This is a genomic window from Neobacillus endophyticus (assembly GCF_013248975.1).
Lineage (GTDB): Bacteria > Bacillota > Bacilli > Bacillales > Cytobacillaceae > Neobacillus > Neobacillus endophyticus.
Map to the genome: position 1 here is coordinate 3503844 of NZ_JABRWH010000001.1, position 25323 is coordinate 3529166.

The 25323-nt window shown below is 36.9% G+C and carries 26 protein-coding genes and 1 pseudogene; 17 read left to right on the forward strand and 10 right to left on the reverse strand.

What is annotated here, in order from left to right:
* Positions 1–3 precede the first annotated feature (3 nt).
* A complete protein-coding gene (locus tag HPT25_RS17315; protein WP_173066852.1) occupies positions 4–876 on the reverse strand; it encodes a hypothetical protein in 873 nt (290 codons plus the stop codon).
* A gap of 647 nt (positions 877–1523) precedes the next feature.
* On the reverse strand, positions 1524–1724 hold the full coding sequence (locus HPT25_RS17320; protein ID WP_173066855.1) for a hypothetical protein: 201 nt from the start codon (positions 1722–1724) through the stop codon (positions 1524–1526).
* 395 nt (positions 1725–2119) lie between these two features.
* On the opposite strand from HPT25_RS17320, the gene HPT25_RS17325 reads away from it, so the two are divergent.
* Both HPT25_RS17325 and HPT25_RS17330 read left to right on the forward strand, forming a co-directional pair.
* Positions 2120–2356: a hypothetical protein gene (locus tag HPT25_RS17325; protein ID WP_173066858.1), complete on the forward strand. Its 237-nt coding sequence runs from the start codon at positions 2120–2122 to the stop codon at positions 2354–2356.
* A gap of 163 nt (positions 2357–2519) precedes the next feature.
* A complete protein-coding gene (locus HPT25_RS17330; RefSeq protein WP_173066861.1) occupies positions 2520–2912 on the forward strand; it encodes a C40 family peptidase in 393 nt (130 codons plus the stop codon).
* A gap of 10 nt (positions 2913–2922) precedes the next feature.
* On the opposite strand, the gene HPT25_RS17335 is transcribed toward HPT25_RS17330, so the two are convergent.
* A complete protein-coding gene (locus HPT25_RS17335) occupies positions 2923–3600 on the reverse strand; it encodes a hypothetical protein (RefSeq protein ID WP_173066864.1) in 678 nt (225 codons plus the stop codon).
* 356 nt (positions 3601–3956) lie between these two features.
* On the opposite strand from HPT25_RS17335, the gene HPT25_RS17340 reads away from it, so the two are divergent.
* From HPT25_RS17340 to HPT25_RS17365, 6 genes are all read left to right on the forward strand, one after another.
* Positions 3957–4784 (forward strand): electron transfer flavoprotein subunit beta/FixA family protein, encoded by an 828-nt coding sequence (locus HPT25_RS17340; protein ID WP_173066867.1) that lies wholly within the window; start codon positions 3957–3959, stop codon positions 4782–4784.
* Positions 4785–5816, forward strand: coding sequence for an electron transfer flavoprotein subunit alpha/FixB family protein (locus HPT25_RS17345; protein ID WP_173066870.1), 1032 nt, complete (start codon positions 4785–4787; stop codon positions 5814–5816).
* Positions 5817–6273: 457 nt separating this feature from the next.
* Positions 6274–6762: a DUF2062 domain-containing protein gene (locus HPT25_RS17350; RefSeq protein WP_173071223.1), complete on the forward strand. Its 489-nt coding sequence runs from the start codon at positions 6274–6276 to the stop codon at positions 6760–6762.
* A 287-nt stretch (positions 6763–7049) separates the two neighbouring features.
* The gene (gene hmpA / locus HPT25_RS17355) at positions 7050–8288 is read left to right on the forward strand and encodes an NO-inducible flavohemoprotein (RefSeq protein ID WP_173066873.1); all 1239 of its coding nucleotides are present in this window, start codon (positions 7050–7052) and stop codon (positions 8286–8288) included.
* Between the two features lie 358 nt (positions 8289–8646).
* Positions 8647–9636, forward strand: coding sequence for a TDT family transporter (locus tag HPT25_RS17360; protein ID WP_246277213.1), 990 nt, complete (start codon positions 8647–8649; stop codon positions 9634–9636).
* 279 nt (positions 9637–9915) lie between these two features.
* Positions 9916–11106: a macrolide family glycosyltransferase gene (locus HPT25_RS17365; protein WP_173066876.1), complete on the forward strand. Its 1191-nt coding sequence runs from the start codon at positions 9916–9918 to the stop codon at positions 11104–11106.
* A 204-nt stretch (positions 11107–11310) separates the two neighbouring features.
* Here HPT25_RS17365 and HPT25_RS17370 read toward each other — a convergent pair whose 3' ends face one another.
* Both HPT25_RS17370 and HPT25_RS17375 read right to left on the reverse strand, forming a co-directional pair.
* Positions 11311–11838, reverse strand: coding sequence for a GNAT family N-acetyltransferase (locus tag HPT25_RS17370; protein WP_173066879.1), 528 nt, complete (start codon positions 11836–11838; stop codon positions 11311–11313).
* 627 nt (positions 11839–12465) lie between these two features.
* Entirely contained in the window at positions 12466–13491 is a 1026-nt protein-coding gene (locus tag HPT25_RS17375) for an HD-GYP domain-containing protein (protein ID WP_173066882.1), read from the reverse strand.
* 611 nt (positions 13492–14102) lie between these two features.
* Here HPT25_RS17375 and HPT25_RS17380 point away from each other — a divergent pair.
* The 4 genes from HPT25_RS17380 to HPT25_RS17395 all read left to right on the forward strand — a co-directional run bounded on the left by HPT25_RS17380 (position 14103) and on the right by HPT25_RS17395 (position 16592).
* The gene (locus HPT25_RS17380; RefSeq protein ID WP_173066885.1) at positions 14103–14597 is read left to right on the forward strand and encodes a hypothetical protein; all 495 of its coding nucleotides are present in this window, start codon (positions 14103–14105) and stop codon (positions 14595–14597) included.
* Positions 14590–15153, forward strand: a complete 564-nt coding sequence (locus tag HPT25_RS17385; RefSeq protein ID WP_173066888.1) for a hypothetical protein — start codon at positions 14590–14592, stop codon at positions 15151–15153. Before HPT25_RS17380 ends, HPT25_RS17385 begins: the two co-directional genes overlap by 8 nt.
* Positions 15150–15644 (forward strand): hypothetical protein, encoded by a 495-nt coding sequence (locus HPT25_RS17390; RefSeq protein ID WP_173066892.1) that lies wholly within the window; start codon positions 15150–15152, stop codon positions 15642–15644. The genes HPT25_RS17385 and HPT25_RS17390 overlap by 4 nt, the downstream gene beginning before the upstream one ends.
* A 297-nt stretch (positions 15645–15941) precedes the next feature.
* Complete coding sequence (locus HPT25_RS17395) at positions 15942–16592, forward strand: nitroreductase family protein (RefSeq protein WP_173066895.1); 651 nt, start codon at positions 15942–15944, stop codon at positions 16590–16592.
* A gap of 332 nt (positions 16593–16924) precedes the next feature.
* Here the strand turns inward: HPT25_RS17395 and HPT25_RS17400 are convergent, their stop codons facing one another.
* The 3 genes from HPT25_RS17400 to HPT25_RS17410 all read right to left on the reverse strand — a co-directional run bounded on the left by HPT25_RS17400 (position 16925) and on the right by HPT25_RS17410 (position 20569).
* Positions 16925–17854: an NAD(P)H-dependent flavin oxidoreductase gene (locus tag HPT25_RS17400; RefSeq protein WP_376767981.1), complete on the reverse strand. Its 930-nt coding sequence runs from the start codon at positions 17852–17854 to the stop codon at positions 16925–16927.
* A 364-nt stretch (positions 17855–18218) separates the two neighbouring features.
* A complete protein-coding gene (locus HPT25_RS17405) occupies positions 18219–19964 on the reverse strand; it encodes a SulP family inorganic anion transporter (RefSeq protein ID WP_173066901.1) in 1746 nt (581 codons plus the stop codon).
* Positions 19965–19966: 2 nt separating this feature from the next.
* Positions 19967–20569 carry a beta-class carbonic anhydrase gene (locus HPT25_RS17410; RefSeq protein ID WP_173066904.1) on the reverse strand — a complete coding sequence of 201 codons (603 nt, stop codon included), beginning with the start codon at positions 20567–20569 and terminating at the stop codon, positions 19967–19969.
* A 367-nt stretch (positions 20570–20936) separates the two neighbouring features.
* Between HPT25_RS17410 and HPT25_RS17415 the strand changes: the two genes are divergently transcribed.
* Positions 20937–21260 carry an avidin-fold protein gene (locus HPT25_RS17415; RefSeq protein WP_217269743.1) on the forward strand — a complete coding sequence of 108 codons (324 nt, stop codon included), beginning with the start codon at positions 20937–20939 and terminating at the stop codon, positions 21258–21260.
* 92 nt (positions 21261–21352) lie between these two features.
* Here HPT25_RS17415 and HPT25_RS17420 read toward each other — a convergent pair whose 3' ends face one another.
* A complete protein-coding gene (locus HPT25_RS17420) occupies positions 21353–21568 on the reverse strand; it encodes a hypothetical protein (RefSeq protein ID WP_173066908.1) in 216 nt (71 codons plus the stop codon).
* A gap of 482 nt (positions 21569–22050) precedes the next feature.
* Here HPT25_RS17420 and HPT25_RS17425 point away from each other — a divergent pair, with 482 nt between their 5' ends.
* Positions 22051–22395: an ArsR/SmtB family transcription factor gene (locus tag HPT25_RS17425; RefSeq protein ID WP_173066911.1), complete on the forward strand. Its 345-nt coding sequence runs from the start codon at positions 22051–22053 to the stop codon at positions 22393–22395.
* 28 nt (positions 22396–22423) lie between these two features.
* On the forward strand, positions 22424–22939 hold the full coding sequence (locus tag HPT25_RS17430) for an SRPBCC domain-containing protein (RefSeq protein ID WP_173066914.1): 516 nt from the start codon (positions 22424–22426) through the stop codon (positions 22937–22939).
* Between the two features lie 287 nt (positions 22940–23226).
* Here HPT25_RS17430 and HPT25_RS17435 read toward each other — a convergent pair whose 3' ends face one another.
* Positions 23227–23913 carry an ArsR/SmtB family transcription factor gene (locus HPT25_RS17435; RefSeq protein ID WP_173066917.1) on the reverse strand — a complete coding sequence of 229 codons (687 nt, stop codon included), beginning with the start codon at positions 23911–23913 and terminating at the stop codon, positions 23227–23229.
* A gap of 266 nt (positions 23914–24179) precedes the next feature.
* Between HPT25_RS17435 and HPT25_RS17440 the strand changes: the two genes are divergently transcribed.
* Both HPT25_RS17440 and HPT25_RS28750 read left to right on the forward strand, forming a co-directional pair.
* Positions 24180–24677 (forward strand): DinB family protein, encoded by a 498-nt coding sequence (locus HPT25_RS17440; protein WP_173066920.1) that lies wholly within the window; start codon positions 24180–24182, stop codon positions 24675–24677.
* Positions 24678–25017: 340 nt separating this feature from the next.
* Positions 25018–25313: pseudogene (locus HPT25_RS28750) on the forward strand (VOC family protein); the annotation flags it as partial.
* Positions 25314–25323: the final 10 nt, after the last annotated feature.

Below are 25323 nucleotides of genomic sequence, written 5' to 3' on the forward strand. Positions count from 1 at the left end.
CTGTTACTTAATTTTCCCTTCTTGGATCAGTCGCTCTACTCTCTCTGACATGGATTCCTTCTTCGACTTTTTCGACAGTTTGGTGTTTTTCTTCGTTTCTAATTTTGTCCGTATGACCTTCTCGCAATACATGGCACTACTAATTTCGCCGTTTGGATTTTTCATATGGAATTCATGAAAGATTTCCTCTAATAAGACTTCCAGTTGCTCCGTTGTCAGGGGAAGCTCACCTATTCTTTCAATCGCTAACTCATCTTTTGGGCTCAAAAAGAGTCCATTGTTTCGTAAAGTAACAAATCGGCTGGCGATTCTGTTGATCCGCTTTTCCTTATCCTCGGCTTGGTCATTTTGATTTTGGCTTTCGCTCTCTTGGTCTTCTGGGGAATGGTTTTCTTGGCTATGATGTTGCCCATTTTTATTTAAATTCTTAAATTCTTGATTTTTTATATTTAGTTCCGGTTCAGTTTTTTTATCGTTCGGCGAGTGTTCTACCGTCGTTTCGCGAAACGGAGGGCAAAAAAAATCGCCTGTTCCGTCCAAACATCTAAAGTCATCTGAATTGACTACCGTAAAAAGTGTTCCCAATGGGGTTTCCTCAGCCATAAGTAAACCTTTTTTCACAAGTTTATCTACAGCACGCTTCACAGTGCTTTTTGCAAGTGCCTTTTTGGCTCTTCCTTCTATGTACATCAAATCTTCACTTAACTGAGAATAAGCTCGTATGTACTGTCCTTTTTTTAACCTCATCCCATTTAGAACGATTCCATCTTCGTAAGATGCTTTCATTAAAATCCAGACATACAGCCGGAATGCTGTAACGTTAAACCATAATTCATCGTTCGTAAATTGCTTCGTTAATTTAACCCAGCCAGACATTTCATTCACTCCTTTATGATCTCTCACTTTTTATTTATGAATAAGAAGCAAAAAAGGACAGGGGGGTATGAAAATTTTTTATCTTTTGCCACTGTTAAATTTGGCTGTTGATTTTTGCTCCAGGCACGAGCGATTCGCGGTCGCCCCCATGGAGCCTCCTCGATGCTTAAGCACCCGCAGGGTCTCCCCAGCCCCGTACTCCGGCAGGAGACTGAATCAACAATGTTCTTTAACACGGCCTTTCTTTTAAATAAATTTTGCTTAACGACAAAAAGAAACGCCTCCAACCGTTGGAAGCGTTCTTGATAAAATTTATTGTTCTAGTTTTTATGTCTTGCTCTGTCAATATTTTGCAGACTTTCAATTCAGCTTGACTAATTTTTTTCTTGATAGCTCTTTAATCGATTATCTATGTAAGTCATTACTAGTGATGGCCCCGCCAACGCCATTTACCATGATAGCCACACATGCTATCCTCTCTAAATATAGATTAAACATGTTTTGTTAAGCAGTCGTGTAAATGAAGTTAAGGGGTTGTAAATATTATATTGCAATTAAATGAAGAATTGTGCCCCTGTAATGGGATCAAAGGGAACCATTTATTTTATAACACTATTATGCATAGCCCATTGTTTGTCTTGACGGATTTATTCTTTTTCTATAATAAACCATCCTTCAGGTCTTTTTTCTATATGATAAATATCCTCATTGAATTCTTTTCGAAGTTCTTTGTATTGCTCATTTTCATTTTTAACCTGAGCAATTTTAACCTGTCTTAACGTAATTTCTGGTTTTTGCACTTCAAACACTAAATCATCAATCATAAAATAGGTTCTTTGACGTTTCATAACGAAATCCCCCTTTATTGTTTATTACATTTTAAGTTAAATATCAATAAAACCCTATATATTTTATGTGAAATTTTTGTAAAAAGGACCAAGGATAGATCTAAATCCCGACAGGATTCACTGTGTAAATTATTTATGTACCTAGTCCATTGACAAGGGGATCTTCGATCGATGGAATTGCTTCGTTGGCAACCCGGCAGGCCAACAGATGATAAACGTTGAACAGTCATGTTTAAATTTGGGTTGGGTGACTTTGGTAGGGTTAATTCCTAGAATAGGGATTTTTATTATTCTAAAAAATGTACTTATATCGGAGGACAAACGGACAAGCATTCCTAAGAGTTTTTTCATAAATTATTTTAGTCTAATGAAAGTAGGTGAATCATTATTTCAAAATGGCGAGACGTAATGGTTTAGTAGAAGAGAATGGAAAAGTATACTTTTATGTCAATGGACTGCGTCAAATCGGATGGGTACAGCTTAACGCAAACAACTGGTACTACTTTGACAATACCGGAGCGTGGACAGGCATTCATGGGGCACACGGATTGGAAGAACCCCAATCCTACTTCGATGGAACTGATACTTGGCATTGGAACGGGAAACGATGGTTTCATATTCCTAAGCGATGAACACTGTTTACGACATATGAGTAAAGATGTCAGACCGTCTCTTATTTGGAGTCGGTCATTTATTTTTAATGTACCTTTGGAACAGAATGAAAGGTAGTTTGTCCAATCAAATAAACGCTGTATCACATGTTATATAGTAATAACTTAAAAGGGTGGTGACCATATGTTAGCAGATCACATTATTTCAACTGGATTACAATATTTAGGTGCCCCTTATGTGTTTAATGCTCCAGCCGATCAAACTGCTACATTCGATTGCAGTTCATTTATTCAATATATTTTTGGCGTTAATGGAATTCGGCTGCCTAGAAACTCCCGACAGCAATTTGGAGTAGGGGTTCCGATTCCTTTAGAACAAGTCAAAATAGGTGATTTACTATTTTTTACTACAAAAGCACGTAAAAATAAGCAGGGATTATCAAGAATTGGCCATGTAGCCATTTATATGGGACAAGGTAAGATGCTTCATACCTACAGACCAGAAAATAAAGTGATGATCTCAGTATTAGATCCGAAATGGAAAAAGTCCTTTGTTGGCGCTAAAAGAGTGATTTAGGAGGTGTAGTTTATCTATTACTCTGAATTTCATTTTGTGCTTGTACAATCTTACATTGTTTAGCTACTTGGCATTGCTCAAACGTAAGAACGGGGTTAACAGATGGGGAGATCTTAAACATTAAATTTTTTCGATTATTATTATGAGCTGGATCCATTTTCTTGGTTTCTGAATGGATATAAGGTCCTGAAGGATCACTATGAATAAATCTATTTTCTCTTGCATCATAGCGTTTAAATAATATATGACCCAACTCATGTGCCAATGTATGACGGCCAGCAGCCATGTTAGTTAACAAAATGCGCCCAAAGAATTCATAATCCTTGCTGCTTTTAAAATCGACCATCTCTGTTCCAGAGACACCTACAACGTTTTTACCCCTACCTTCTGCAAAATAATCTCCATTCAAATAAAAAATGTAGATCCCAGTTTGATAGCCGATAGAATATCTGGCAGCCCTGATTAAATGATCTATTTGTCTGTTTTTGAAAACATTGGTTGCAGGGATGGAAGCAGCATCTACGATTCGCTTCCTTTTACTTGAATAAATCCCTTTTACAATGAATTGGATACAGCCTTTCCAATCCCTATTTGCCATATCAAGATCTTGCTCAAATCTTCTTATATTAGCATCAGGATTTTCATCATTGGCGAAAAAAACATACAGATCAACGGTATGAACAGGCAATTTTTATCACTCCTTTCTCAGTTTTCGCTATTAATATAGTTTATTAAGAAATCGTACAAGCTGTGTGGGTACAAGTAATGAAGATGAAAAAAGGGATAGCTCTTCTACCGATATAACTTTTGATTTCATTTAAAAGGCTTTCTTCTTATAAATCACCTTGGTTCACTGTACAGTGATTTATTGGCGTTTCCCTCATCATGAACATTTTTAAAGATATTTGTCAGAAAAATCGAATGTAAGGACATCTCTTTTAATAAATTAGATGTAAACGGGCGTAAAAAGACTTTTTAGAAGGAAACTTTCGGAGAATTTCTAAGAATGAGTTCATGTGCTTTTTTATATGAAGGAGGGATTAGATGCTGCATATTGTAGCCTGTATCAAACAAGTGCCTGACACCAAAATTATCAAGCTGAATCCAAAAACAAACACGATGGATCGCAGGACGGCGCCTGCGATATTGAATCCATATGATGCCCATGCAGTAGAGGAGGCGGTGCGTCTTAAGAATCGGTATGGGGGATTCGTATCGGTACTAACAATGGGGCCGCCTCCAGCTGTTACTGCGATTAAAAAGTGCATTGAAATTGGTGCGGATGAGGGCTATTTGATCACGGACCGCCGCTTTGCCGGTGCGGATACATTGGCAACAAGCTATGCCCTCGCAAAGGCACTTGAAAAAATAGCAAAAACGAGGCCTATCGATTTGATTATTTGCGGAAAAATGTCAATCGATGGAGATACAGGGCAAGTCGGACCAGGAATAGCAAGGAGGCTCGATATTCCACCGTTGACTTCTGTGAACAAAATCGTGGAAATCAATCAAGACGAGGGCTATGCCATTGTCCATCGCAAGCTGGAGGACGGGCATGAAGTCGTCCGTTCCACATTGCCGTGTATGTTTTCCGTTGAAAAAACAATCAACGATGTACCGTATTCTTCCCTTCCCAACATGTTAAAGGCTGCCAGATATAACCCTTTCATCTGGTCAGTTGATGACCTGGAGGAGGTAGATATTAAACAGCTTGGTTTGAAAGGATCCCCTACGATTGTCTCCAAAGTATGGGCCCCGCAAAAACCGGCAGGGGGAACGTTCCTTGAAGGCAATCCAAAGGAGCAAGTGGGGCAGCTGCTCACTGTCCTGTTTGAGAAGAAAGAATTGTTTGAAGTGAAGGGGGAAATGTAATTGGATTTCCAAGATTATAAAGGTGTTTGGGTATTTATTGAACAAAAGGATGGAGGGGTAGCTTCTGTATCCCTTGAATTATTGGGTGCCGGAAGAAAGTTGGCAGATAAACGGGGCGTGGAATTGGCGGGTATTTTAATCGGAGAAAATGTTAAGCATTTAACAAAGACCGTTTTTGAATATGGTGCCGATACAGTGTATGTCTATGACCAACCCATCTTTAAACATTACCGGACCGAAACTTTCATGAAGGCGCTGCTGGAGTGCACAGATAAATATAAACCGGAAATTATCTTGTTTGGAGCTACCTCAACGGGTAAAGATCTGGCAAGTGCAGTGGCCACGGATATGCCAACAGGCTTAACGGCTGATACGACGGAGCTGGATGTGGAAGAGGAAACGGGATTACTATTGGCGAGCAGGCCCGCTTTTGGCGGTAATATTATGGCAACCATTTTATGTAAAAAATACCGGCCGCAAATGGCGACAGTTCGCGCTAAAGTCATGAAGGCACTATCTCCGCAATCAGGAAGAACTGGAAAGTTGGTGGAAGAAACCATAGCCCTAAATGAAGAAGATATTCGGACAAAGGTCTTGGAAATTGTCAAGGACACAGTGAAGAAAGTAAGAATTGACGAAGCAGACATCGTGGTTGCCGGAGGAAAAGGATTAGGAAGCTACGAGGGATTTCAGTTAATTCACCAATTGGCGAATACTCTCGGTGGAGCGGTAGGTGCCAGCAGGGATGTAGTGGAAGCAGGCTGGATCGATCATGCACATCAAGTGGGGCAAACAGGTGTGACGGTTACGCCGAAAATATATTTTGCGATCGGAATTTCCGGTGCAATTCAACATGTTGTCGGAATGAAAAATTCCAGTTTAATCATTGCAATTAATAAGGACAAAGAAGCACCCATTTTTCAGACCTGTCACTATGGAATTGTTGGTGATGCTTTTGAAATTGTTCCAGTCCTAATCGAACAATTTGAAAGGGCTTTATCCAGGGAAAAGGTAAGCAGTACCAGCGAATAATAACCTCATAATGGCGAGGCGGCACTGGCTGGAATTTGGCCAACTAACTATTTTAATCAAAGAATTCTAGTTTCGAAAATATGCCTTTCCCTTTTGGAGCTTCAAATACAAAGATTAAAACAAGCATGAAGGCAGTGGATTTCACAATTGAAATTGCACTGCCTTTTTCTCGTTTTATATACAAATATATGTTTAAATATAATAGGAGAATACTAAAGTCAGAATTGGATTTTCTTAAGGAAAAAACTGCAGAAGCAAAATGAAAAATTTGCTAAGTCATTATTTTTTTCTTAAATGTTTTTGCCAAAACAACTAGTAATTTAATATAAAGTTTATTTATTATTAATAATAATGTGTTAATATTTTGAAATATAAAGAACACGGAAACGATTTTACTGGGGGTAATAAAGTGAATAAGACTTTGAAAAAAAATAATATTTTTCAAAAAATCGGGAGAATGCTCAAATTTAATTTCATAAAACTCCTTCGTTCACCAGAAGGAGCAAATAAAGTAGCCTTAGGATTCGCTATTGGGTTCGGACTAGAAATGTTGGTCATTTCAACCGCTGGCCTTATTTACGTTTTATTGATCCCTCTTGTTCGACTATCTAAAGCTTCCCTTCCTGTTTCCATTATCGGGAATTTAATCGGAAAAGTTTCACTTCTTCCTGTTATCCTTTTACCGTTAGCATTAAAAATTGGAAAATTAATCTACCCAGGGAGAGTAAAAATAACGAATCATCTAAGACACTTTTCTATCACTGACTTATTGCATGGTGATTTTCAGGGATTATGGAATCTCCTTTTTGGAGGCATTCATGTGTTAATTGGCATGGTGATTTTAGGAAGTTTACTTGGATTCATATCTTATTTTGTCATTAACTTCATCTATGAAAAAGAAAAAATCAGACGTTTAAAGAAAAGACAGGCAAAATTTGTTTGGTAATTAAAATGCAATAAAGAATAACTAAAAAGAAGTCTGCTGCAAATGAGCAGGCTTCTTTTCTTTATCTTTTCGCAAGCCGTCCAAAAAAGTAAATGATACTTGGTGAGCTTCACACATAAAAAGTAATTTTTCTTTTGAAGCTAAGTATTCTTTCTAAAAATTTTTTATTTTTTTTATTGTTGAATCCGTTATCATGTGATTTAAATCACACCGTCAGTTGAAAGGTTTTTTATAATAAACACTATGCTTGTAGTAATAACTAATATCGTCAAAGGAGAGTGTTTATTATGTTAGATCAAAAAACGATCGATATTGTAAAATCAACGGTTCCGGTGTTGGAACAGAATGGGGAAAAAATTACGACCCGCTTTTATCAGTTAATGTTCGGAGCACATCCTGAACTCCTCAATATTTTTAACCATGCAAACCAAAAACAAGGTCGTCAGCAAAGGGCACTGGCAAGCGCAGTATATGAAGCAGCCAAACACATTGATAATCTTTCTGTTATTCTTCCTGTTGTCAATCAAATTGCCCAAAAACACCGCAGTCTTGGGATTAAACCCGAACATTATCCGATTGTTGGTAAATATCTGATATTGGCCATCAAGGATGTATTGGGAAATGCAGCCACAGACGACATAATTGATGCTTGGACAGAGGCTTATGGAGTCATTGCAGATGCCTTCATTGGGATTGAAGCAGAATTGTACAGTCAAGCAGCCAACCAAAAAGGAGGGTGGGATGGATTCCGTGAATTCATTGTTGATCGCAAAGTGATAGAAAGTGATGTTATTACTTCTTTTTACATAAAACCTGTGGATCAAAAGGAAATTGCATCTTTCCAGCCAGGGCAATATATTAGTATTAAACTGGAAATTTCAGGAGAAACATTTACTCATATTCGTCAATATAGTCTTTCTGATGCTCCTGGTAAAGACTACTATCGAATTAGTGTCAAACTCGAAGCTGGAACACTAAATCCAGACGGCAAGGTATCAAATTACCTGCATGATCATATAAATGAAGGGGATATTGTCAAAGTAAGTGCCCCTGCAGGAGATTTTGTTCTTTCTTTTGATAAAAAAACACCGGTTGTCCTATTAAGCGGAGGCGTTGGTCTTACTCCAATGATGAGTATGTTAAAAACGGTTATTGAGCAGCAACCTGAACGCGATGTTACATTTATTCACGCTGCCAATAACGGCCTCGTTCATGCCTTTAGGGATGAAGTAGATTCGATTGAGAAAAATGAAAACCTAAAATCCTTTGTTTTTTATGCTTCACCAACTGAGGATGATCGACAAAATAATCGTTTTGACGTCGAAGGGTTTGTAACTAAAAATTGGCTCAAAGAGAATGTGTCCATTAATGATTCAGACTTTTATTTCTGTGGCCCGACCCCATTCATGAAGGCAATCTACCTTTCATTAAAAGAATTGGGTGTAGAAGATGATCGAATCCATTTTGAATTCTTCGGACCAAAAGGCAGCCTGGAAGAAGATCAGACGTTAGTGGAAACTGTTTAACCATAAGAAACCGGGTGGTAAACCCGGTTTTTCAATGACCGATAGGAAAGTATAACTTTCCTATCATGCATAAGTACACTAAGAAATGCTTCGTGAGCATTAGCCTCACAGTCGAAAAGCTGTGCTTTTCTTTTGTCTTCGCCCTAACAGGCTCGCAAGTTGGCGAGTTTTCTTTATAATGCTAAGTCTGCTTTAATGACAAAGATAACCTTTAATTGTGAAAAATGTTAAGGCATAAGCGGATAAAAAATTTTTCATTATGGTGATAATCGTGTTATATTTTTTGATCCTCCTAGTACTCTTTGCCTGCGGCGTATATTTAATTTTTTCAAAAAAAATATATATTCATACTTCTACGATGGCAATTGTGATGGCTTTAGGGATTATGACTCAAGGTGTCCTATTAAACTTTTTCGGATTCCGTCGTTTCTTTGGAATAGTTGGAGAGTTTCTTAGTATTATGATCTTAGCTCTATGGGGGTTATTTTCCTTTTCTTTTTTATTGTCATATTTCAATAAAAAATTTAAAACTATCCATTATGAACATCCGATAAACCGTTTTGGGATTGGGACTTGGGTTGCTGGGACATCCATTTGCGGGATCCTTATTTATAAACAATTTATGGAATGGGCTTTTATTTCCCAAATCCTTTTATCTGTAAATATTTTATTATGGGTGATTTATATAGGAGGAAGTGTGCGGGCGTTTTACGAGCTAAATCAAAACCTCCTCTCAAAAAACGTTCATGGAATTCTTTTGTTAACAACAGTTAGTACACAATCCATTGTTTTATTACTAAGTACAGTTGATCAAAATGTCCCTTCAGCAGTGGACATTGTTCTAATTGCAGTTGGAATCTGTTTTTATCTTATTAGCACTTTTTTTATTATTAAGAGATATGTTACAACTGAATCTTGGACGATTAATACAGATTGGAATAATACGAATTGTATTTTGCACGGTGCCTTGTCCATAACTGGATTAGCGTGTGTAGTTTCCCATGTATTAAGCAAACAAGGAGTTGTTCTTATTTGGATTATGGCAGCGATTGTCTTTCTGATTATTGAATCAATTGAATTATATCGGCTATTTAATCGATTAAAACAATATGGAATGAAAAAGGGAATTTTGATTTACGATGTTAGCCAGTGGAGCCGAATTTTTACATTTGGTATGTTTTATACCATAACCTTTCAAAGTGACCCCAAGCCATTTTTTCTAACTTTGACCCGGAAAGTGATTATTACCATTGGGATTTGGCCAATCATCATCCTTGGTATATTTGAACTTTTTCTATGCGTAAAACAGTATAGTAAAACTTATAAAAAACTCCCATTAAACATGTGAACATAGGGGCAGATCTTGTATCACCTATATCCTCCAATACATTTCGGTTCCTAATGGGCACCTTTTAATCAAAATCTCAATTTCGAAAAGGTAAAAAGTCTAACCAGGTTATAGTTGCGGCGGAAGCTCCTTAGCAAATTGTGCGATGCTAGATTAATTGAAAATTAAACTTGTTGGCACTTGCTAAAAGAACCCGCGGAGTTTTACCATAGTTGAGAAAGGATAATAGGCAATGAGCTACATAATTCAAGTATACGTTATATTTAAGGAGTGATGATCATGGCACGTGTATTATTTATTAATGTTGGTTCAGAGGGACACATCAATCCTACTATTGGAGTGGTGCAAGAACTTATTTCACGTGGAGAAGAGGTTGTATACTTTACAATAGAAGCATTTCGGGAGCGTATGGAGAAGACAGGAGCTAGCGTACGAACAATAGACGGTGATAAATTTATAAAAGCCTTTATCTCTGGTGGAAGAAATTATTTATTTGAAAGAATCAACGGTCTTTTGCGTACAGCAGATGTCGTTATACCTGATGTTCTGAAGCAAATTGAAGGAGAACATTTTGATTATATCATTCACGATTCGATGTTTGGTTGTGGATATTTACTTGCACAAATCCTTAAACTTCCGGCCATTAATTCTTGTACTTCTTTTGCGCAGACAAAAGCCTCATTTGAAAATATGTTAGAACGACTTTCTAAAAACATCCCAACAGAAATATACGATGAATTTCAGAAACTGACGGCAATGATAAAGGAAAAATATGATGTGGAGATCGCATCTCCTTACGAAGTATTTTGTAATCCTGCACCAATGACAATCGTTTATACAACTAGGGAGTTTCAACCTTTTGGAGAAACTTTTGATCAAAGTTACAAATTTGTCGGTCCATCCATCTCTTCACGTTTAACACAAGAAGAATTCGACCTTACTGCAATCAAGGGCAGAAGCCCAATTTACATTTCACTAGGTACTGTATTTAATCGGGCAATGGACTTTTATAAGCTTTGTTTTGAAGCATTTGGCAATAGCGATCATACCGTTGTCATGACGATCGGGAAACAAAATCAAATAGCAGATTTGGGGGAGATTCCTCAAAACTTTATTGTAAAAAATTATGTTCCACAAACCGAATTACTAAAATACACGAAATTATTTATCACACATGGCGGAATGAATAGTACTAATGAGGGCCTCTATAACGGGGTTCCGTTAATTGTCATTCCGCAAAGTGCAGATCAGCCGATGATTGCTCAACGAGTTTCCCATATTGGAGCAGGAATTCAATTAAATATGCAAAGCCTGACAGCTGAACAACTCCGTGAAACTGCAGAACAAATACTGAACAATCAGTCTTTCCTAAAAGCAGTTGGCGATATTAGCCAATCCTTTCAACAATCTGGGGGGTATCAGCAAGCTGTTGAAGAGATTTTCGAATTTAAAAGTAAAAATGATATTTAAATTTTCAAGCTGACATTAGCAGTGGTGGTTACGACAGCTCCTATTATGAATTTTGTACGAAAAAAACGGACTGTGGTCTGATCTGTGAATCCAAAAAGTTAGACACGAATTTTAGGCAGTTCCCTGGGCATGAGTACGGTATTGAAGACTCATGCCTTTTCATTTGACCATAGGGTAACACAGACTTTTAAGATATCGATCAGTTTATATCTCCAACGAATAAAAACAGTCAGTCACCAGTTTGCCACCGATTTGAGTACTATCAGGCACCATTTTATCTAAACTCATTCCAGCCTTCTCTAAAACACGGCGTGATCCGATATGCTCTTCAGAACAAACAGCAATAAATTTTTTGAATCCTATATTATCTACGGAAAAATCAATGATGCTTTTAAGTGCTTCGGTAGCATACCCCTGGCCATTGTATTCTTCAAGTATGATAAAACCAACTTCCGCAGTAAGTTTCTCAAGGTTGCGGGTGCAAATGCTAATTAACCCAACATTATTATCACCTAAGGAATTTTCATGGATGATCCATGTTAGCCAATGGGGGGAATCGATGCTCCACGGAGCGAGCTCGTTTTCAAAGTTACGGCGGATTTCTTCCTCACTCATCACATCCCGGATGTGTTTCATAAGGTTCGGGTTGGAATAGATCGAGTGGATTAGTTCCCAATCGTGTAATGCCAGTCTTGTAAAAGTAAGGCGCGCGCTAAAGATTTGTTTGTCCATATAATCCTCCTTTGGGGATAGTAGCGTTTTCGATAGGATGGATCCTGCGGATTGACTGTAAAGTGGTTACTAGATGGACCTTGCTAAGAAAATTATATCTGTTATCCTCCCAAATTTATACTGAATTTTATATTCTAACGAACACTAGAATTGATCAACGATAGAGTGGATGAAGGCCATTTTGTTGGCTCCGAAAGCGTGGGGTGTCCTTCAAAGGTTGGATGAAGGACATTACATTGACTCCGCAAGCGAGAGTTGTCTTCCATAGGTTGAATGAAGAGCATTTCGTTGATTCTGAAAGCGAGAGTTGACCTTCATAGGTTGAATGAAGGTCAATTTGTTTACTTCGAAAGCGAGGGCTGTTGTGCATAAGGTGAATGAAGAACATTACATTGGGTCTGAAAGCGAGAGTTGTCCTCCATAAAGTGGACGTACCCGACCGAATCCCGCTCATTTGGATCCGTGAAAACAGCCTTAATTTTTGAATAGGGTATTAATTTTACCCCTTATTGAGTGTTAGATAAGTGAAAAATCATTTTGTTTTCTTGGAGGATTTTTTCAAACGTAAAAGCTTAAACATTTATATGTAAAAAAATATTAGATCCATTCGAAGTAAGTGGACTATAACTAAAGATCTGCAACTTGGTGCAAGGTTAATTGTTCTTTGAAAAGGTTTAGTGGTTGAAAGCCATTAATTTTTAAAATGGGTTGGTTTGGATGTTGAGGATGAACATCATAAATCTCACCGTGTGCACCATTTCTAAGTTTAATCTTTGACCCTTTTAATTGATTCATTAAAGAATATGTAAATGGACGCACAATGGACATATCAAGACGTTTTGCCTGTGCATCCTTAATTAATTCTTCTATGGCATAATAGACAGACTTTTGTTCTTTATAGACTCGAATTGAACAAATAGCATCAAATGAATCTGCTACGGAAAGGATCTTTACAAAGAAAGGAATACTGTCACCTTTAATACTGCCAGGGTATCCTGTGCCATCTTCTCTCTCGTGATGTTTAAGAACCCCTTCTAAAATCAATGGATCTAACGATGTCGAAGACAATAAATCATATCCTAGACGAGGATGTTGTTTAATTAAATTGAATTCTTCATCTGTTAACCGAGTTGGTTTGTTGAGAATGGCTGGATCAATTTTAAATTTTCCCACATCATGAAATAATCCCAACCTCCCCAACATATGTTGATGTTCTTCTGGTAAACTCAGTAAATTACCAATTTTACTTGCAATCAAACCCACATTGATCGAATGCTTGAACAAATATTCGTCCTTTGAAAATTTCTCCATTATATCTAAGATTTCAACATCTTTTTCGACATATTCTTGATGGAGAATATCAAATTCACTCATTATCCCAAGAATTTCATTGTCTTCAAGATGTGTCTTTTTTCCTATCGTTTCTTGTAAACCTTTTATAGAAGTATATACATTCTTGTAGACCACTTCATTTAAAGGCCAAGGTTTTTCTTCTGAATTTTCATTTGAGCTCAAACCCCATTTAATTTGAGTCTTATGACTATTTAACCAGTCGATATGATTCTCTGTTAAAAGTGTCCCGCGCTTTAGTAGTAATACTCCAGAAACGGTATAAATATCTTCTTTAAGTCTCGTACCTTTCATCAGACTCATGTTCCAATACTCCTTGCTAATTTAATTACCTTATTTAAGTTTTAAGGTTTATTCGAATGATTGGCACCTCAAAACTAATAAGGACTATATTACTATATGGATTTTGTATGTTAAACAGTTTTATTTCTTGTTATTTCGACATAAACCTACAAGAAACCGTATGTAAACGTTAGTTGATAAAATATTTGTCGAAAACGTTCGTATTTGAGCACGAAAACCTGTTTTGATCTTATAGGTCTACATATGTCAATGTTTTTTTGTAAATCAACGGAGTGAAAGTTAACTATTTTTAATTTATGTTCATTATAAAGAACCGATGATGTCTAAAAAAGGCGAAGAAAAATTGCAGGTAAGGATTAATATTTAATTTTTCTTATAAATAGGCCCATTATGCTAGTTTCGCCTGATGTTTTAAATGGATAAGTTGAGTTATCCCTATTTTTTTACAGAAATAACTATAAATAATCTTTTATACGTGCTTGTGAAAAAAGTTAAATAAAGAATGAAAATATATGACAATCTTTTTTTGCTGTTATTATAAAAACGCTATTCCGGAGATAATAGGAATAATAGTAAAAAGACATACAGGTATCAAAATAGGGGGGGAGAGTATGCTTGTTGGTGTTTTGATCCTTAGTATTTTTATATCAATTGTTGAGATAAAAAAATGTATTTCCTTGATTTCTGATTTTCATTGGTTTGAATTAATTAGTGTTACACTTTTTGTGCTGTGCTTAAATAGTTTTTCGTTTAATTTTTACTCTTCAGGGTTTCCTTCTTTTGAGCTAAGCGAGATACTGTTGCAGTACATTATTGTCAATGTTCATTTTGAATTCATGTACCCTTTGTTATTCATTTTTGTCCTTACACAGTACAAAAGAAACAAGTTACGAATCGTTCGATATGGGTGGACTTTACTTTGGTTTATTGGATACCTATTATTACTTTTATTGGATCACTATTTGGGAGTGCTGCAACTAGGTCGTTTTTATATGTTTGCTATGGTCGCCGCTTCTTTTTACATTGTTATCAATATTTTTGCGTCAATATATTTCATGGGGAAGTTTAGAAAAATTCTAGCACGAGAGGGTATTATTCTTGAGTAATTTAAAGGAAATACTATATAAGATTTTTCAAGCAATCCAACCGAAATCATTTGATAAAAATGAATGGTTTATCTTGTTTATAACATGCTTGACTGTAGGGGTTGTTATCTATTTACATAAAAAGCATGGGAAAATGAAGATTTCTGAACAAATTTTTATTTTTTTGTTCAATTTCTATTTAGCATCCTTTGGTGATTATTTATTAGCAACAAAGCCGATTGATCTGTACGACACGATCGATCGAAACAAAGTCGAGTTTTTTGATATCCTTTTGGAAGTAATCGTATATCCAGCCACCATGACCATTTTCATGCATCTTTTTGTTCTATTCAAGATGAAAAAGTTTTCTTTCATTATCCTTGGAACGTGTGTGCTTATTTTATTAGAATGGATAGCAGAAACTTGGTTTTCAACTTATTCCTATAAAAAATGGAAGCTTATCTACAGTGTCCCTTTTTATGGCATAGTATTGACCGTCAATGTATACCTGTTAAGTTGGATTCAAAAAAAGCTACATAGTCATATAAATTTCTTAAAGGAAGACAAAATTTTATGATAGGACTTTGGATTGCCATAATTTTTTTTAATTTTATTGCCTTTAAGACGAATAAACGGCTAACGTCCAATCAAATTGTTCACATTTGGGCATTTACGGTCGCGTTTCAATTTCTTTTTGACTGGATTGTTGAAATTAAGTATTGTGCCTACTGGTATTTTGACAAAGGAGTAGATTGGAAAGGAATACCTAGCCATACAGTATTAATTGCTCCTGTAAATATGATGCTTCTAAATAATTTCCCGTTTAATTCCAGATTTTCAAAACAGGCTGTTACTATTGCCTGTTGGACTATAGGGGTAATCATGTACGAAGCAATCGCCTTACTTCCGAAGCCTTTCGGATACTTCCATTTGGGCTGGTGGAGGTTGTGGTATGACTTACTAATTGTTCCCATTCTGATTCTTATTTTATTAGGCTATTATAAGTGGATATGTAAATTAGAAAGGAAAGCGGCAATTCACATAAATAAAAGAGAATTTCGAAAATAAGCCTATGAGGTTTTGAAATCAGTATAAATAAAATAGCTAAATCATTGTATTCTAATATGAGGAGTTACGGATCAGGAGGATGTATGAAGTGGGATAAATGTTTGGAGAATAATTGGTTCTTCTAGGATCGATCATGGCGGGGAAGATTGCAATATGTTAATTGCTGAATAGTCGCTCGTAGGAAATAAAGTAGGACTAAAATATCTGGCTCATTCTTAAAAAAATGATATAATAATACGGCTGAAGAGCATAATGAAAATAAGATTCAATGTCTAGAGCGTAAAAGGGGAAAGTACTGTGACAAATTTTTTAGAAGTAAAAGAGTTAATCCAAAATAGAAGAAGCATTCGGAAATATAAAGACCATGACGTATCTAACGAGGATATTTATGAAATCCTCGATTGTGCACGTTATGCTCCATCGGATACGAATTCTCAGACTTGGGAATTTCTCGTCATAAAAAACCGAGAAAAAATAAAAAAAATTGAAGAAATGACATGGGATGCGCTTAGAGAGCGTGCGAAGGAAGCGGAAGAAAAGGGGTTTGAAAAAGAAGGGAAACTTCTTCTCCGTTCATTTGGACCATATGCGACCGCCTTCTCCGGTGCACCTGCATTGATCATTTGCTTAGCGACACCTTATAATTCGAAATTCAAGGAAAAAATATTTGATCCGATCGAACTCGTGGAAGAGTCTGTATGGGTGGAAGAAGGAATCAAATCAAGCTGCTTAGCATCACAAAATCTAATGCTTGCTGCGTATGCAAAAGGGTTAGGAACATGTCCAATGACGGGACCTGTGTTACTTGCCCAAGAAAGAATTCGTGAATATTTGGCGATCGAAAGAGTGAAAGAAATTAATATGGTCATCGCCCTTGGATATCCGGAAGAAACTCCGAAGAAAATGGCGCGTAAAGAAGTAAGCGAAATCTCAGTGATTATTGAATAATAGTAGGACAATTTAATTTAACAATAAGGTTGCTTCTGTATTGAATTTTGAGCTTCACGGATGGCTATATAGAGGTCTATTGTTCAATGCTAAATCCCAATTTCTCATTTACCGAGTAATTGGGATTTTTTATTTTGATTGATCCTAACTGATGTGAATTAGATTTTTATGAATGTCTACTGTTTAAACAGTCTTTTTTTATTCACAACATTAAAGTTTAGCAGAGTCTTCTAAATTCATTCAAAGGGGGAACCGTTTGGAAAAATGCGAAATTCCAACGTCAAGTCTATTTCCAGGTCGATTCCCCAAATATACAAGTGTAAAATAATAGGTTATTGCGCCATTGCTTCTTGATATTCGAATTTTAGTTTTTCGATGATTTTTTGGACGGATAGAATTTCCTTGATTTCATCTACCCTTGCACCAGCAAAAACAAGGCCATTTTGGACGTCACCTTCTACGGATTTAATCAATGAATCCAGTGTACAAAAACGATAAGAGCAGTTTTTTAGGCAATTTTGGCATTTCGTAATTTTAAGTTTATCTGAGCTGCTGATTAAATCAGTGAAATGATTGGTAATAGCCCTTCCTTGTAAGCCCACGGTCGTTTTAACTAAAATGGTATCTTCTTTACGGGCATCAACATATTTTTGCTTAAAAGAAAGTGGGGCATCACATTCCTCGCTTGCAACAAATCTTGTTCCCATTTGGACACCAGCTGCCCCCATTTGCAGAGCTTTAGCAATATCATGCCCTGTCATAATTCCACCTGCGGCAATAACTGGGACGGAAACTGCTTCGACCACTTCAGGAAGAATGTCAAAAAGAGGCCTGTCCGTTCCTAAATGTCCACCAGCTTCAAATCCCTCAACAACAACAGCAGCAGCTCCAAGCCGCTCAGAAATTTTCGCGAGTTTAGCAGAAGAAACTATTGAAATGACTGGAATTCCGGCTTGTTTTCCCCATGCATACATGTCTCTGGAAATTCCAGCACCTGAAATAATGAAATCCACTTTTTCTTCTAGTGCAGCTTTCATTTTTTCCGCAAAATCATTCATAGCAAATAATACATTGACACCGATATACCCTGTACCTTTTAAGAGATTTTTAGCTTTTCTAATATGTGTTCGCATATCTTCAACTGATATTCCTGTGCCAGATATAATTCCAATACCACCTTCATTTGCTACAGCTGAGGCTAGATTGCTTAATGAGATCCCGACGCCCATCCCACCTTGTAGGATTGGAACTGTAGGCATCATGTGCGAGATTTTCAGTTGTGGAAAGTTCAATTAAATTCCTCATTTCATCTAACTATTTTGTTTAACTATTATAAGATTCCATAAAAACACCTCTTCCAATAGTTACATTTGTCATTGTCATAAAAAGTTCAAAAATCTACAATACTGCATTTTAAGGGTGGGGATCTATTAATTTATAGGGATAATACCATTCAACTTAGAGAAAATGGTTATATGAAATAAGTGGTTCAGCTTATGAAGAATGATCGTTCAACTGGGGGAAAGACCTATTTTCATTCGGGCATACTGATTTTCCAGCTAGCCCGAATGAAAGATTGATAATCGCCATATTAAGTTTTCTTGATCTTCCCGAAAAAGATGGCGATTAGGTTAAAGATGTACCGAGAGTCGTTCGTTTAGCCTTCACTGGTTGGAGAGACAACTTGGAGCATTCGCTAAAAGCAAATTGTTTACAACCTATGCATTTTATCGTATCTAATTGGCTTAATGCTTTATTAAGTGCATCCCCTGTATGGTCAAAAAAGTTTCTTTCCCCAATTTCTTTATGTAACCCAGTAGAAAAAAGTAATTCTTTAGGCTGCTTCTGGATTCCAGAAATGATAAGGTGTTGTTTATGATGTTTTAATTGTTTAACGATTTTATGGAGGAGAGCCTCTCCCGAAGTATCAATGAATGGAACTTTGCTCATCCTTAATAGAAGCACTCGCGGTTTGGAGCGAAGAATTTCTTCCAGTTCCTCTTCAAATCGTTCAGTTGATCCAAAGAATAAAGGTCCTTCTAATGTATAAATATGAACTTGAGGACAGTTAGAACCTTTATTTACGATTTCAGGTTTCACTAGTTTATCAGCCGGGTCCGGTAAAACCTTTGATACTTTCAACGTACCACTCATTTTCCGCACAAAGGCTACCAGTGCTAAAAGGATGCCTCCACCAACTCCAGTCGTTAGATCAACAAATACAGTTAATAGGAAAGTAACGACTAATATTTTCGAGTCCATGGTTTTCGTTTTTAAGATTTGTACAAACTCTTTCCGTTCGCTCATGTTCCATGCGACGAACATAAGAATAGGGGCCATACTTGCTAATGGAATGACTGAGGCATACGGAGCAAACAGAACAAGCACTAGTAATACTACAATCCCATGAATCACACCAGAGAAAGAGGAAGCTGCACCGTTTTTAATATTTGTTGCTGTTCGGGCGATGGCTCCTGTAGCTGGAATTCCGCCAAATAATGGTGCAATCATATTGGCTAATCCTTGCGCAATGAGTTCTCTATTGCTGTTATGTTTAGTGTTGGTCATACTGTCCGCAACTAAGGCTGATAATAATGATTCAATTCCTCCAAGCATGGCAATAACAAGAGCTGCTGGGAGTAATTCAATCAGCAAATTCCCTGTGATATCTGGAAAATCAAAGGTTGGTAATTTATTAGGGATTTCTCCATAAGTTGATCCGATTGTTGCGACAGTGTTAGGAAAGAAAAAATAGGCAACGAGAGTTGATACAATCAATCCCATCAGTGATCCAGGGATTTTTGATACATATTTTTGGGCCAATATAACAATAGCCAAACTGATTACAGCTATCAAAATACTGTAGATATTTAGTGTGTGTAGATTCACAAAAATTTCCTTCATTTTTAAAATAAATGAATCTTCTTTTTTTAGGTTACTAAGACCTAAGAAATTAGAGATCTGGCCGGAAAAGATAATGACAGCGATTCCTGCTGTAAATCCGGTCACAACAGGGCGGGGGATAAACTTTATAAACCTTCCTAATTTGAATACACCCATGAGCAAAATCATGATCCCAGCTAAGAAGCCGGCGATTAACAGTTTTTCATATCCAAACTGCATAACAACCCCTAATAAGACAGGGACAAAGGCACCAGTTGGTCCTGCAATCTGATATTTAGATCCTCCAAAAAGCGAAATCATAATACCGGCAATGATGGTCGTATAAAGTCCATATTCCGGCCTTACCCCTGAAGCAATGGCAAAGGCCATCGCTAAAGGAATCGCTACAATTCCAACGATCAGCCCAGCTACTGCATCTTTCCGAAGATGGCTTAAGTTATACCTATTTAACTGTTTAATAGCTATCATATTTACTCGCTCCTGGTTTCCAGATTTGGTATGTACACACTTTTAGGGTTATATCCGTTTATCAACAGATCTAATTTTCCTGTTTCAGGGTCAATGATCATCCCATGAACAGGGATGTGTTTTGGGAATATCGGGTGGTTTTTGATAATATCGCAACTGTTTTTAACATTATCCTCCACACATTGAAAACCAGTCAGCCATTTGGACAAATCAATCCCTGCGTTAGCGAGTAGATCAAGCTGACTTTCGTCAATACCATTCTGTTTAGCTTTTTCAAGAATGGATGATGTTTCTAGACCCACCATGCCACATCCGTAATGTCCGATTACACACACTTCTTCAGCCTTTAATTCATAAATAGCGACTAGAATGCTTCGCATAATACTGCCGAAAGGGTGGGAGACAGTTGCACCAGCATTTTTGATTATTTTCGCATCACCGTTTCCTATCCCCATCGCCTTCGGAAGTAATTCCAGTAAACGGGTATCCATACAAGTTAGGATCACTAGTTTTTTATCTGGATATTTTGTCGTTTTAAACTCTTGATACCTGTGTTGATCAACAAAAGTCTTGTTAAAATCTAGAATTTCAGAAATTGTATACATAGATTTTTCCTCCTTTAATCAATCACCTATTAATTGGTATGGAAATTAATGGTTTGCAACCAAAGAAAACTATAAATGTAAATTGAGAAAAATTCTGGTATTTTTTGTGAACAAATTGTTAACTACACAAAATTGAGACAATAGTATGTTTTAGAAAAATATCTTTATAGGGGTTATGAACCAAAAAGGCTGATTTTCTAAATATAAAAACAGTCGAAGTGGGGGAAGTACTTATGTTAAGTGAAAAGTTAATTCTTTATAAAGAAATTGGATATTTTGTTAATAAGAAATGTAATAATCAAGGTTTAAGAAAAAAAGTAAGTAGAAAAATAAGTAAATATTAGGGGGAGTATAAAAATGATAAACTATGACAATCGTATTTGCTTCAATTGAAAATACAGCTAACGGTGAAGTCTCTTTAAAAACAACTTTTCAATATAAGCAAGAGGGGAATATGATCACTGCAACGTATAGTGGAGGTTCTATCGTCAAAGGTTTCCTAATTGGTATGGCAAAGGAAGATGGTTACCTAGAGTTTAAATATAACCACGTTAATACCAATAATAAAATTAGAGGAGAATGTGTTTCGACGCCTGAAGTCTTAGGTGATGGGCAAATTAGACTGTATGAGAAATGGATATGGATTGATGCCGAAGGAAGTGAGGGTAATTCAATTATTGAAGAAGTGTAAACAGGTACATAATTTTTTTGAAAAAACAGCTAGTTTTTTTAAAAATTTAACGCAAGGGGCTTGGCTAAAGCCAAATAAGCCAACCAATAGACCTAATAATCTGAACGACTTTCATCATTCCTTATTTCCTCAAATTCTCTGTATGTGGAGAAAATAGAGAGTACTGCACAAATAATAACATTTTCAAGTATATTGTAAGGAGAGTTAAAAAGAAGAACAAATACGCTAAGAAAAGAGAAACAGAAAATATAATCCCTTAAATAGGTCATGATAAGGACCATTCCTAAATACGCTTTTTCTTCATTCATTATTAAAACCTCCATTTGTATTCCATTTCATTGTAGTTTGGATTATGGTAATAAAGAAATAGGAAAATAGTAAATGTATTGTAAAATTATTGTAAATGAAAACGATCGATAAATTCTAAAATAAAAGAATTTATTGATCGTCTTTTTTTATAATAAGAAGCACAGAATGATAGGAGGTAAATACTCGGTTATAACATTTACAGTTTCAGTATTAAGTTTAACAATCCATAGATAAATATAACTGGAATAATTATGGATATTGGTTTTGTCAGTCTTAATTGCGTTAATTAAAGAATTAATTGGATTATGGTACTTAAATAACTCAATCAACCCAATGAAGGCACTGAACAGCTACTGACTAAATTTTATGAATATTCCTTGACAGGAATATTCATGTTATATATAATGTCAATAACAGGAAAATAATGAAGATGATGTAAATTTGGTTTTACCGGTGACCATCATTTGACGAGGTGAACAACATGTCAGGGAAGATTCCGGGCGAGAACATGACGACGCTTAGTGCTTTGTCTGAACCAAATCGTATGAATATCGTCGAACTCTTACGTGACGGCCCTCTGACAGTGGGAGAAATCGCCGACCAGTTGGGATTGAAGCAGCCCCAAACTTCGAAGCATCTAAAAGTGCTTAGCGACAACGGGATTGTAGAAGTGAAGGCAGAAGCCAACCGCCGCATCTACAAGCTCCGGCCCGAGCCCTTCCAAGCGCTGGATTCTTGGATACAGTCCTTTCAGCGTGTGATTCAAGAAAGATTCGACAATCTAGATGCTTATTTGAAGGAATTACAGAACAAGGAAAATTCTTAAATCATTTCATTTTCAAGGAGGAAAAACGATGTCAAATAACACATTGGTTTCGAGAGTAGAGAACGAACGAGTACTGGTATTGGAGCGTGTATTCGATGCGCCACGCGATCTTGTATTCAAAATGTTTAAAGAGCCGGAGCACCTGCAACACTGGTGGGGACCTAGGGGCTGGGAGATACCTGTTTGCACCATTGATTTCCGTCCAGGAGGAGTTTGGCACTACTGTATGAAGTGTGTCGATCAAAATCAGGGTCAATTTTTTGGTATGGAATCCTGGGGTAAAGGAGTTTATAAGGAGATTATCGAGCCGGAGAAGATTATCTACACCGATTACTTTTCGGATGCAGAGGGCAATTTGAATGACTCGATGCCTTCGACAGAAATCACTCTGGAATTCATCGATTTGGCTGGGAAAACGAAGCTGATCAACAGTGCTGAATATGTGTCTCCAGAGGCACTTAAGACCGTTATGGACATGGGCATGCTGCAGGGCATCACAGAAACCTGGGATCGTTTGAACGAGCTTTTGGTGTCGCTGAAGTAGATTTACCGTAACACTTTCACGCTTAGTAAGTTATGACTTAAACGTTACACGTTGATGAGATTGTAAATAGGATTTTAAGCAGTGTATTTCATACAATGAAAATTATCACTTTTCCAGAAGTTCTATACAAATTACGAGGGCGATGCTTAAATAGGGGCACCGCCTTTTGATTACCCTTGATTAAGCGATAAGCAGTGAAGGAGAATCCCCCGTAGAATACGAAGAAAAGGTAGATTTTTTCAGTGTGTGTCGTTTAATGCGTTCACTTCAACAGAAAGAACGCTACATTAAACACTTATATGAAAAATTTGTTTAAACCCAGATTTTCCGCTTGGTGTGATTTTTACAGCCCGAATAGATGGGACTTGTACAATCCAACCTATTTCCAAAAAGTGTGTAAGAAGTCCCCTTCCTAAGGCGCCAGCAAGATGATGTTGACGCTCACTCCAGTCTAAACATGCGTAAGAAAATTGTCGCCGCTTTCTCTTCAATTCACTTAAATGAATGCCGAAATCAGTAAAGAACAGTTCTCCTTTAGGTGTAACCACAAATTCTTTTTCTTTTTTATCCAAATAACCCAAATTCAACATTGATTCGGTTAAATCGACTCCTAACCTTCCTGCTAAATGGTCATAGCAAGTTCTGGCATCCCGAAGTAATTTCAATTGGCTGGATTGTTTTAACGAACGTATTTCAGGAGGTGGAGAAATCGTTAGAAACGATTCTAAAATATGCGCCACTTCTCTGTTGGCTAGCTGATAATACCGATGACGCCCGTATTTTTCAACTTTAATAAGGTTCCCCTCGGCTAATTTTGAAAGGTGAAAGCTGGCTGTTTGAGGTGTAATTGCAGCCATATAAGCTAATTCACTTGCTGTATGAAAACGACCGTCCATTAAAATGGTTAGCATTGTTGCCCTTGACGTTTCTCCAAGAAGAGAGGCGATTTCCGCTACATTAGGATTAATACCCATTCAGATCATCCTTTCTGCATTCCATTCTTCGATCATAATTGAAATGTTTATCATTTACAATAAATTGCAACAAATAAAGGAGGTAACATGTTGAACACAAATTATGCAGTAATATGGATTCCCTGGATAATGAGTATTCAGATATATAAAAAGATCTTTTGTTTTTTAAGTCTTTGTAAGAAGCAGACCGTTATCTGAATATGATACAATGAATTTGAAATACTTGTATAAATATAGAAATGTTAGAAAATTTAGGAGGTAATGAAATGTTTACATCTGTAAATGATTTCTTAAACGAATGGAAACAAGAAGCAGCTGTTACGCAAAAAGTGCTGGATGTTTTGACGGATGAATCGTTAAATCAGGAGGTTTCCCCAGGCTTAAACAGCATTGGAAGTTTGGCTTGGCATATTACTGGAGCAGTTTACTACTTTCCTTCGCAGGTTGGATTAAAATTCGAAGTTCCTAATCTTCAACAAGAGGCACCGAAATCAGCTGCTGAAATCAGTGAGACATACAAATTAGTAAGTGAGCGGTTAACACGAGCATTTTCTGAACAAGTTACAGATGAAAAAATGAACGAAATCGTGAATTTATTTGGAATGAACATGCCTGTTCAGGCTGTTTACCGTCTGCTAATTCAACATCAGGCCCATCATCGCGGACAATTGACTGTTCTAATGAGACAAGCTGGATTGAAAGTTCCTGGTGTATATGGTCCTAGCAAAGAAGAATGGGAAGCATTGAAAGCTCAAAAAAGCTAATAAGTCATGATGAAAAAAATCGGCAACCTGCCGATTTTTTTTGTATATCAGAATGTACTAATTTCTTCAAAAGCCCAGAAAACAAACGCCTTTACAAAATAGTTCATGTATAAAATGTATGGATTTCACAAAAAGTATGGAGGAATTTGACAATGTAGTTACTCAGCTGGGGTGAACCATTATAATACTTCTCTTGATTCTTTCCATCTGTTTCACCGGTTATATGATCAAGAAAGTAGTATCATTAACTGCATACTTTCATTGGTTAGAGCTATTTTCAAATACGTTCTTTGTGCTGGGATGTAACTCGTAGGTGTTCTGTTGTTATACTTCGATGTATCCATCCCTTAAACCGTTCCGCCTTGGCGATTACCAGAATGAGCTGGGCCTGATCGATAGCCGCTACGCGCCTCATAGTACAGCAGCCAGTCCTGGAGGTGCTGTTGTGTACTGGATGTCGGCGTAAATGCAACTCTCAATAAGCTGCTATCTATTGGAGCGAAAGAGTACGAGGCACCCACAGAACGTGGAGAGAGGTTCATCAATGCCTCCGTGGTCGATCCCTTTGGAAATATCATTGGTATTATGTACAATCAGCACTATTTAGAGGTTCTGGATTCGTTCAGAAATTCATAATACTCTCCGA

Bases quoted from the DNA above. Each gene is read 5' to 3' on its own strand.
- HPT25_RS17315 (WP_173066852.1), bottom strand. From the start codon at position 876: ATGTCTGGCTGGGTTAAATTAACGAAGCAATTTACGAACGATGAATTA.
- HPT25_RS17320 (WP_173066855.1), bottom strand. From the start codon at position 1,724: ATGAAACGTCAAAGAACCTATTTTATGATTGATGATTTAGTGTTTGAA.
- HPT25_RS17325 (WP_173066858.1), top strand. From the start codon at position 2,120: ATGGCGAGACGTAATGGTTTAGTAGAAGAGAATGGAAAAGTATACTTT.
- HPT25_RS17330 (WP_173066861.1), top strand. From the start codon at position 2,520: ATGTTAGCAGATCACATTATTTCAACTGGATTACAATATTTAGGTGCC.
- HPT25_RS17340 (WP_173066867.1), top strand. From the start codon at position 3,957: ATGCTGCATATTGTAGCCTGTATCAAACAAGTGCCTGACACCAAAATT.
- HPT25_RS17350 (WP_173071223.1), top strand. From the start codon at position 6,274: ATGCTCAAATTTAATTTCATAAAACTCCTTCGTTCACCAGAAGGAGCA.
- hmpA (WP_173066873.1), top strand. From the start codon at position 7,050: ATGTTAGATCAAAAAACGATCGATATTGTAAAATCAACGGTTCCGGTG.
- HPT25_RS17360 (WP_246277213.1), top strand. From the start codon at position 8,647: ATGGCAATTGTGATGGCTTTAGGGATTATGACTCAAGGTGTCCTATTA.
- HPT25_RS17365 (WP_173066876.1), top strand. From the start codon at position 9,916: ATGGCACGTGTATTATTTATTAATGTTGGTTCAGAGGGACACATCAAT.
- HPT25_RS17370 (WP_173066879.1), bottom strand. From the start codon at position 11,838: ATGGACAAACAAATCTTTAGCGCGCGCCTTACTTTTACAAGACTGGCA.
- HPT25_RS17375 (WP_173066882.1), bottom strand. From the start codon at position 13,491: ATGAGTCTGATGAAAGGTACGAGACTTAAAGAAGATATTTATACCGTT.
- HPT25_RS17380 (WP_173066885.1), top strand. From the start codon at position 14,103: ATGCTTGTTGGTGTTTTGATCCTTAGTATTTTTATATCAATTGTTGAG.
- HPT25_RS17390 (WP_173066892.1), top strand. From the start codon at position 15,150: ATGATAGGACTTTGGATTGCCATAATTTTTTTTAATTTTATTGCCTTT.
- HPT25_RS17400 (WP_376767981.1), bottom strand. From the start codon at position 17,854: ATGATGCCTACAGTTCCAATCCTACAAGGTGGGATGGGCGTCGGGATC.
- HPT25_RS17405 (WP_173066901.1), bottom strand. From the start codon at position 19,964: ATGATAGCTATTAAACAGTTAAATAGGTATAACTTAAGCCATCTTCGG.
- HPT25_RS17410 (WP_173066904.1), bottom strand. From the start codon at position 20,569: ATGTATACAATTTCTGAAATTCTAGATTTTAACAAGACTTTTGTTGAT.
- HPT25_RS17415 (WP_217269743.1), top strand. From the start codon at position 20,937: ATGACAATCGTATTTGCTTCAATTGAAAATACAGCTAACGGTGAAGTC.
- HPT25_RS17420 (WP_173066908.1), bottom strand. From the start codon at position 21,568: ATGAATGAAGAAAAAGCGTATTTAGGAATGGTCCTTATCATGACCTAT.
- HPT25_RS17425 (WP_173066911.1), top strand. From the start codon at position 22,051: ATGTCAGGGAAGATTCCGGGCGAGAACATGACGACGCTTAGTGCTTTG.
- HPT25_RS17430 (WP_173066914.1), top strand. From the start codon at position 22,424: ATGTCAAATAACACATTGGTTTCGAGAGTAGAGAACGAACGAGTACTG.
- HPT25_RS17435 (WP_173066917.1), bottom strand. From the start codon at position 23,913: ATGGGTATTAATCCTAATGTAGCGGAAATCGCCTCTCTTCTTGGAGAA.
- HPT25_RS17440 (WP_173066920.1), top strand. From the start codon at position 24,180: ATGTTTACATCTGTAAATGATTTCTTAAACGAATGGAAACAAGAAGCA.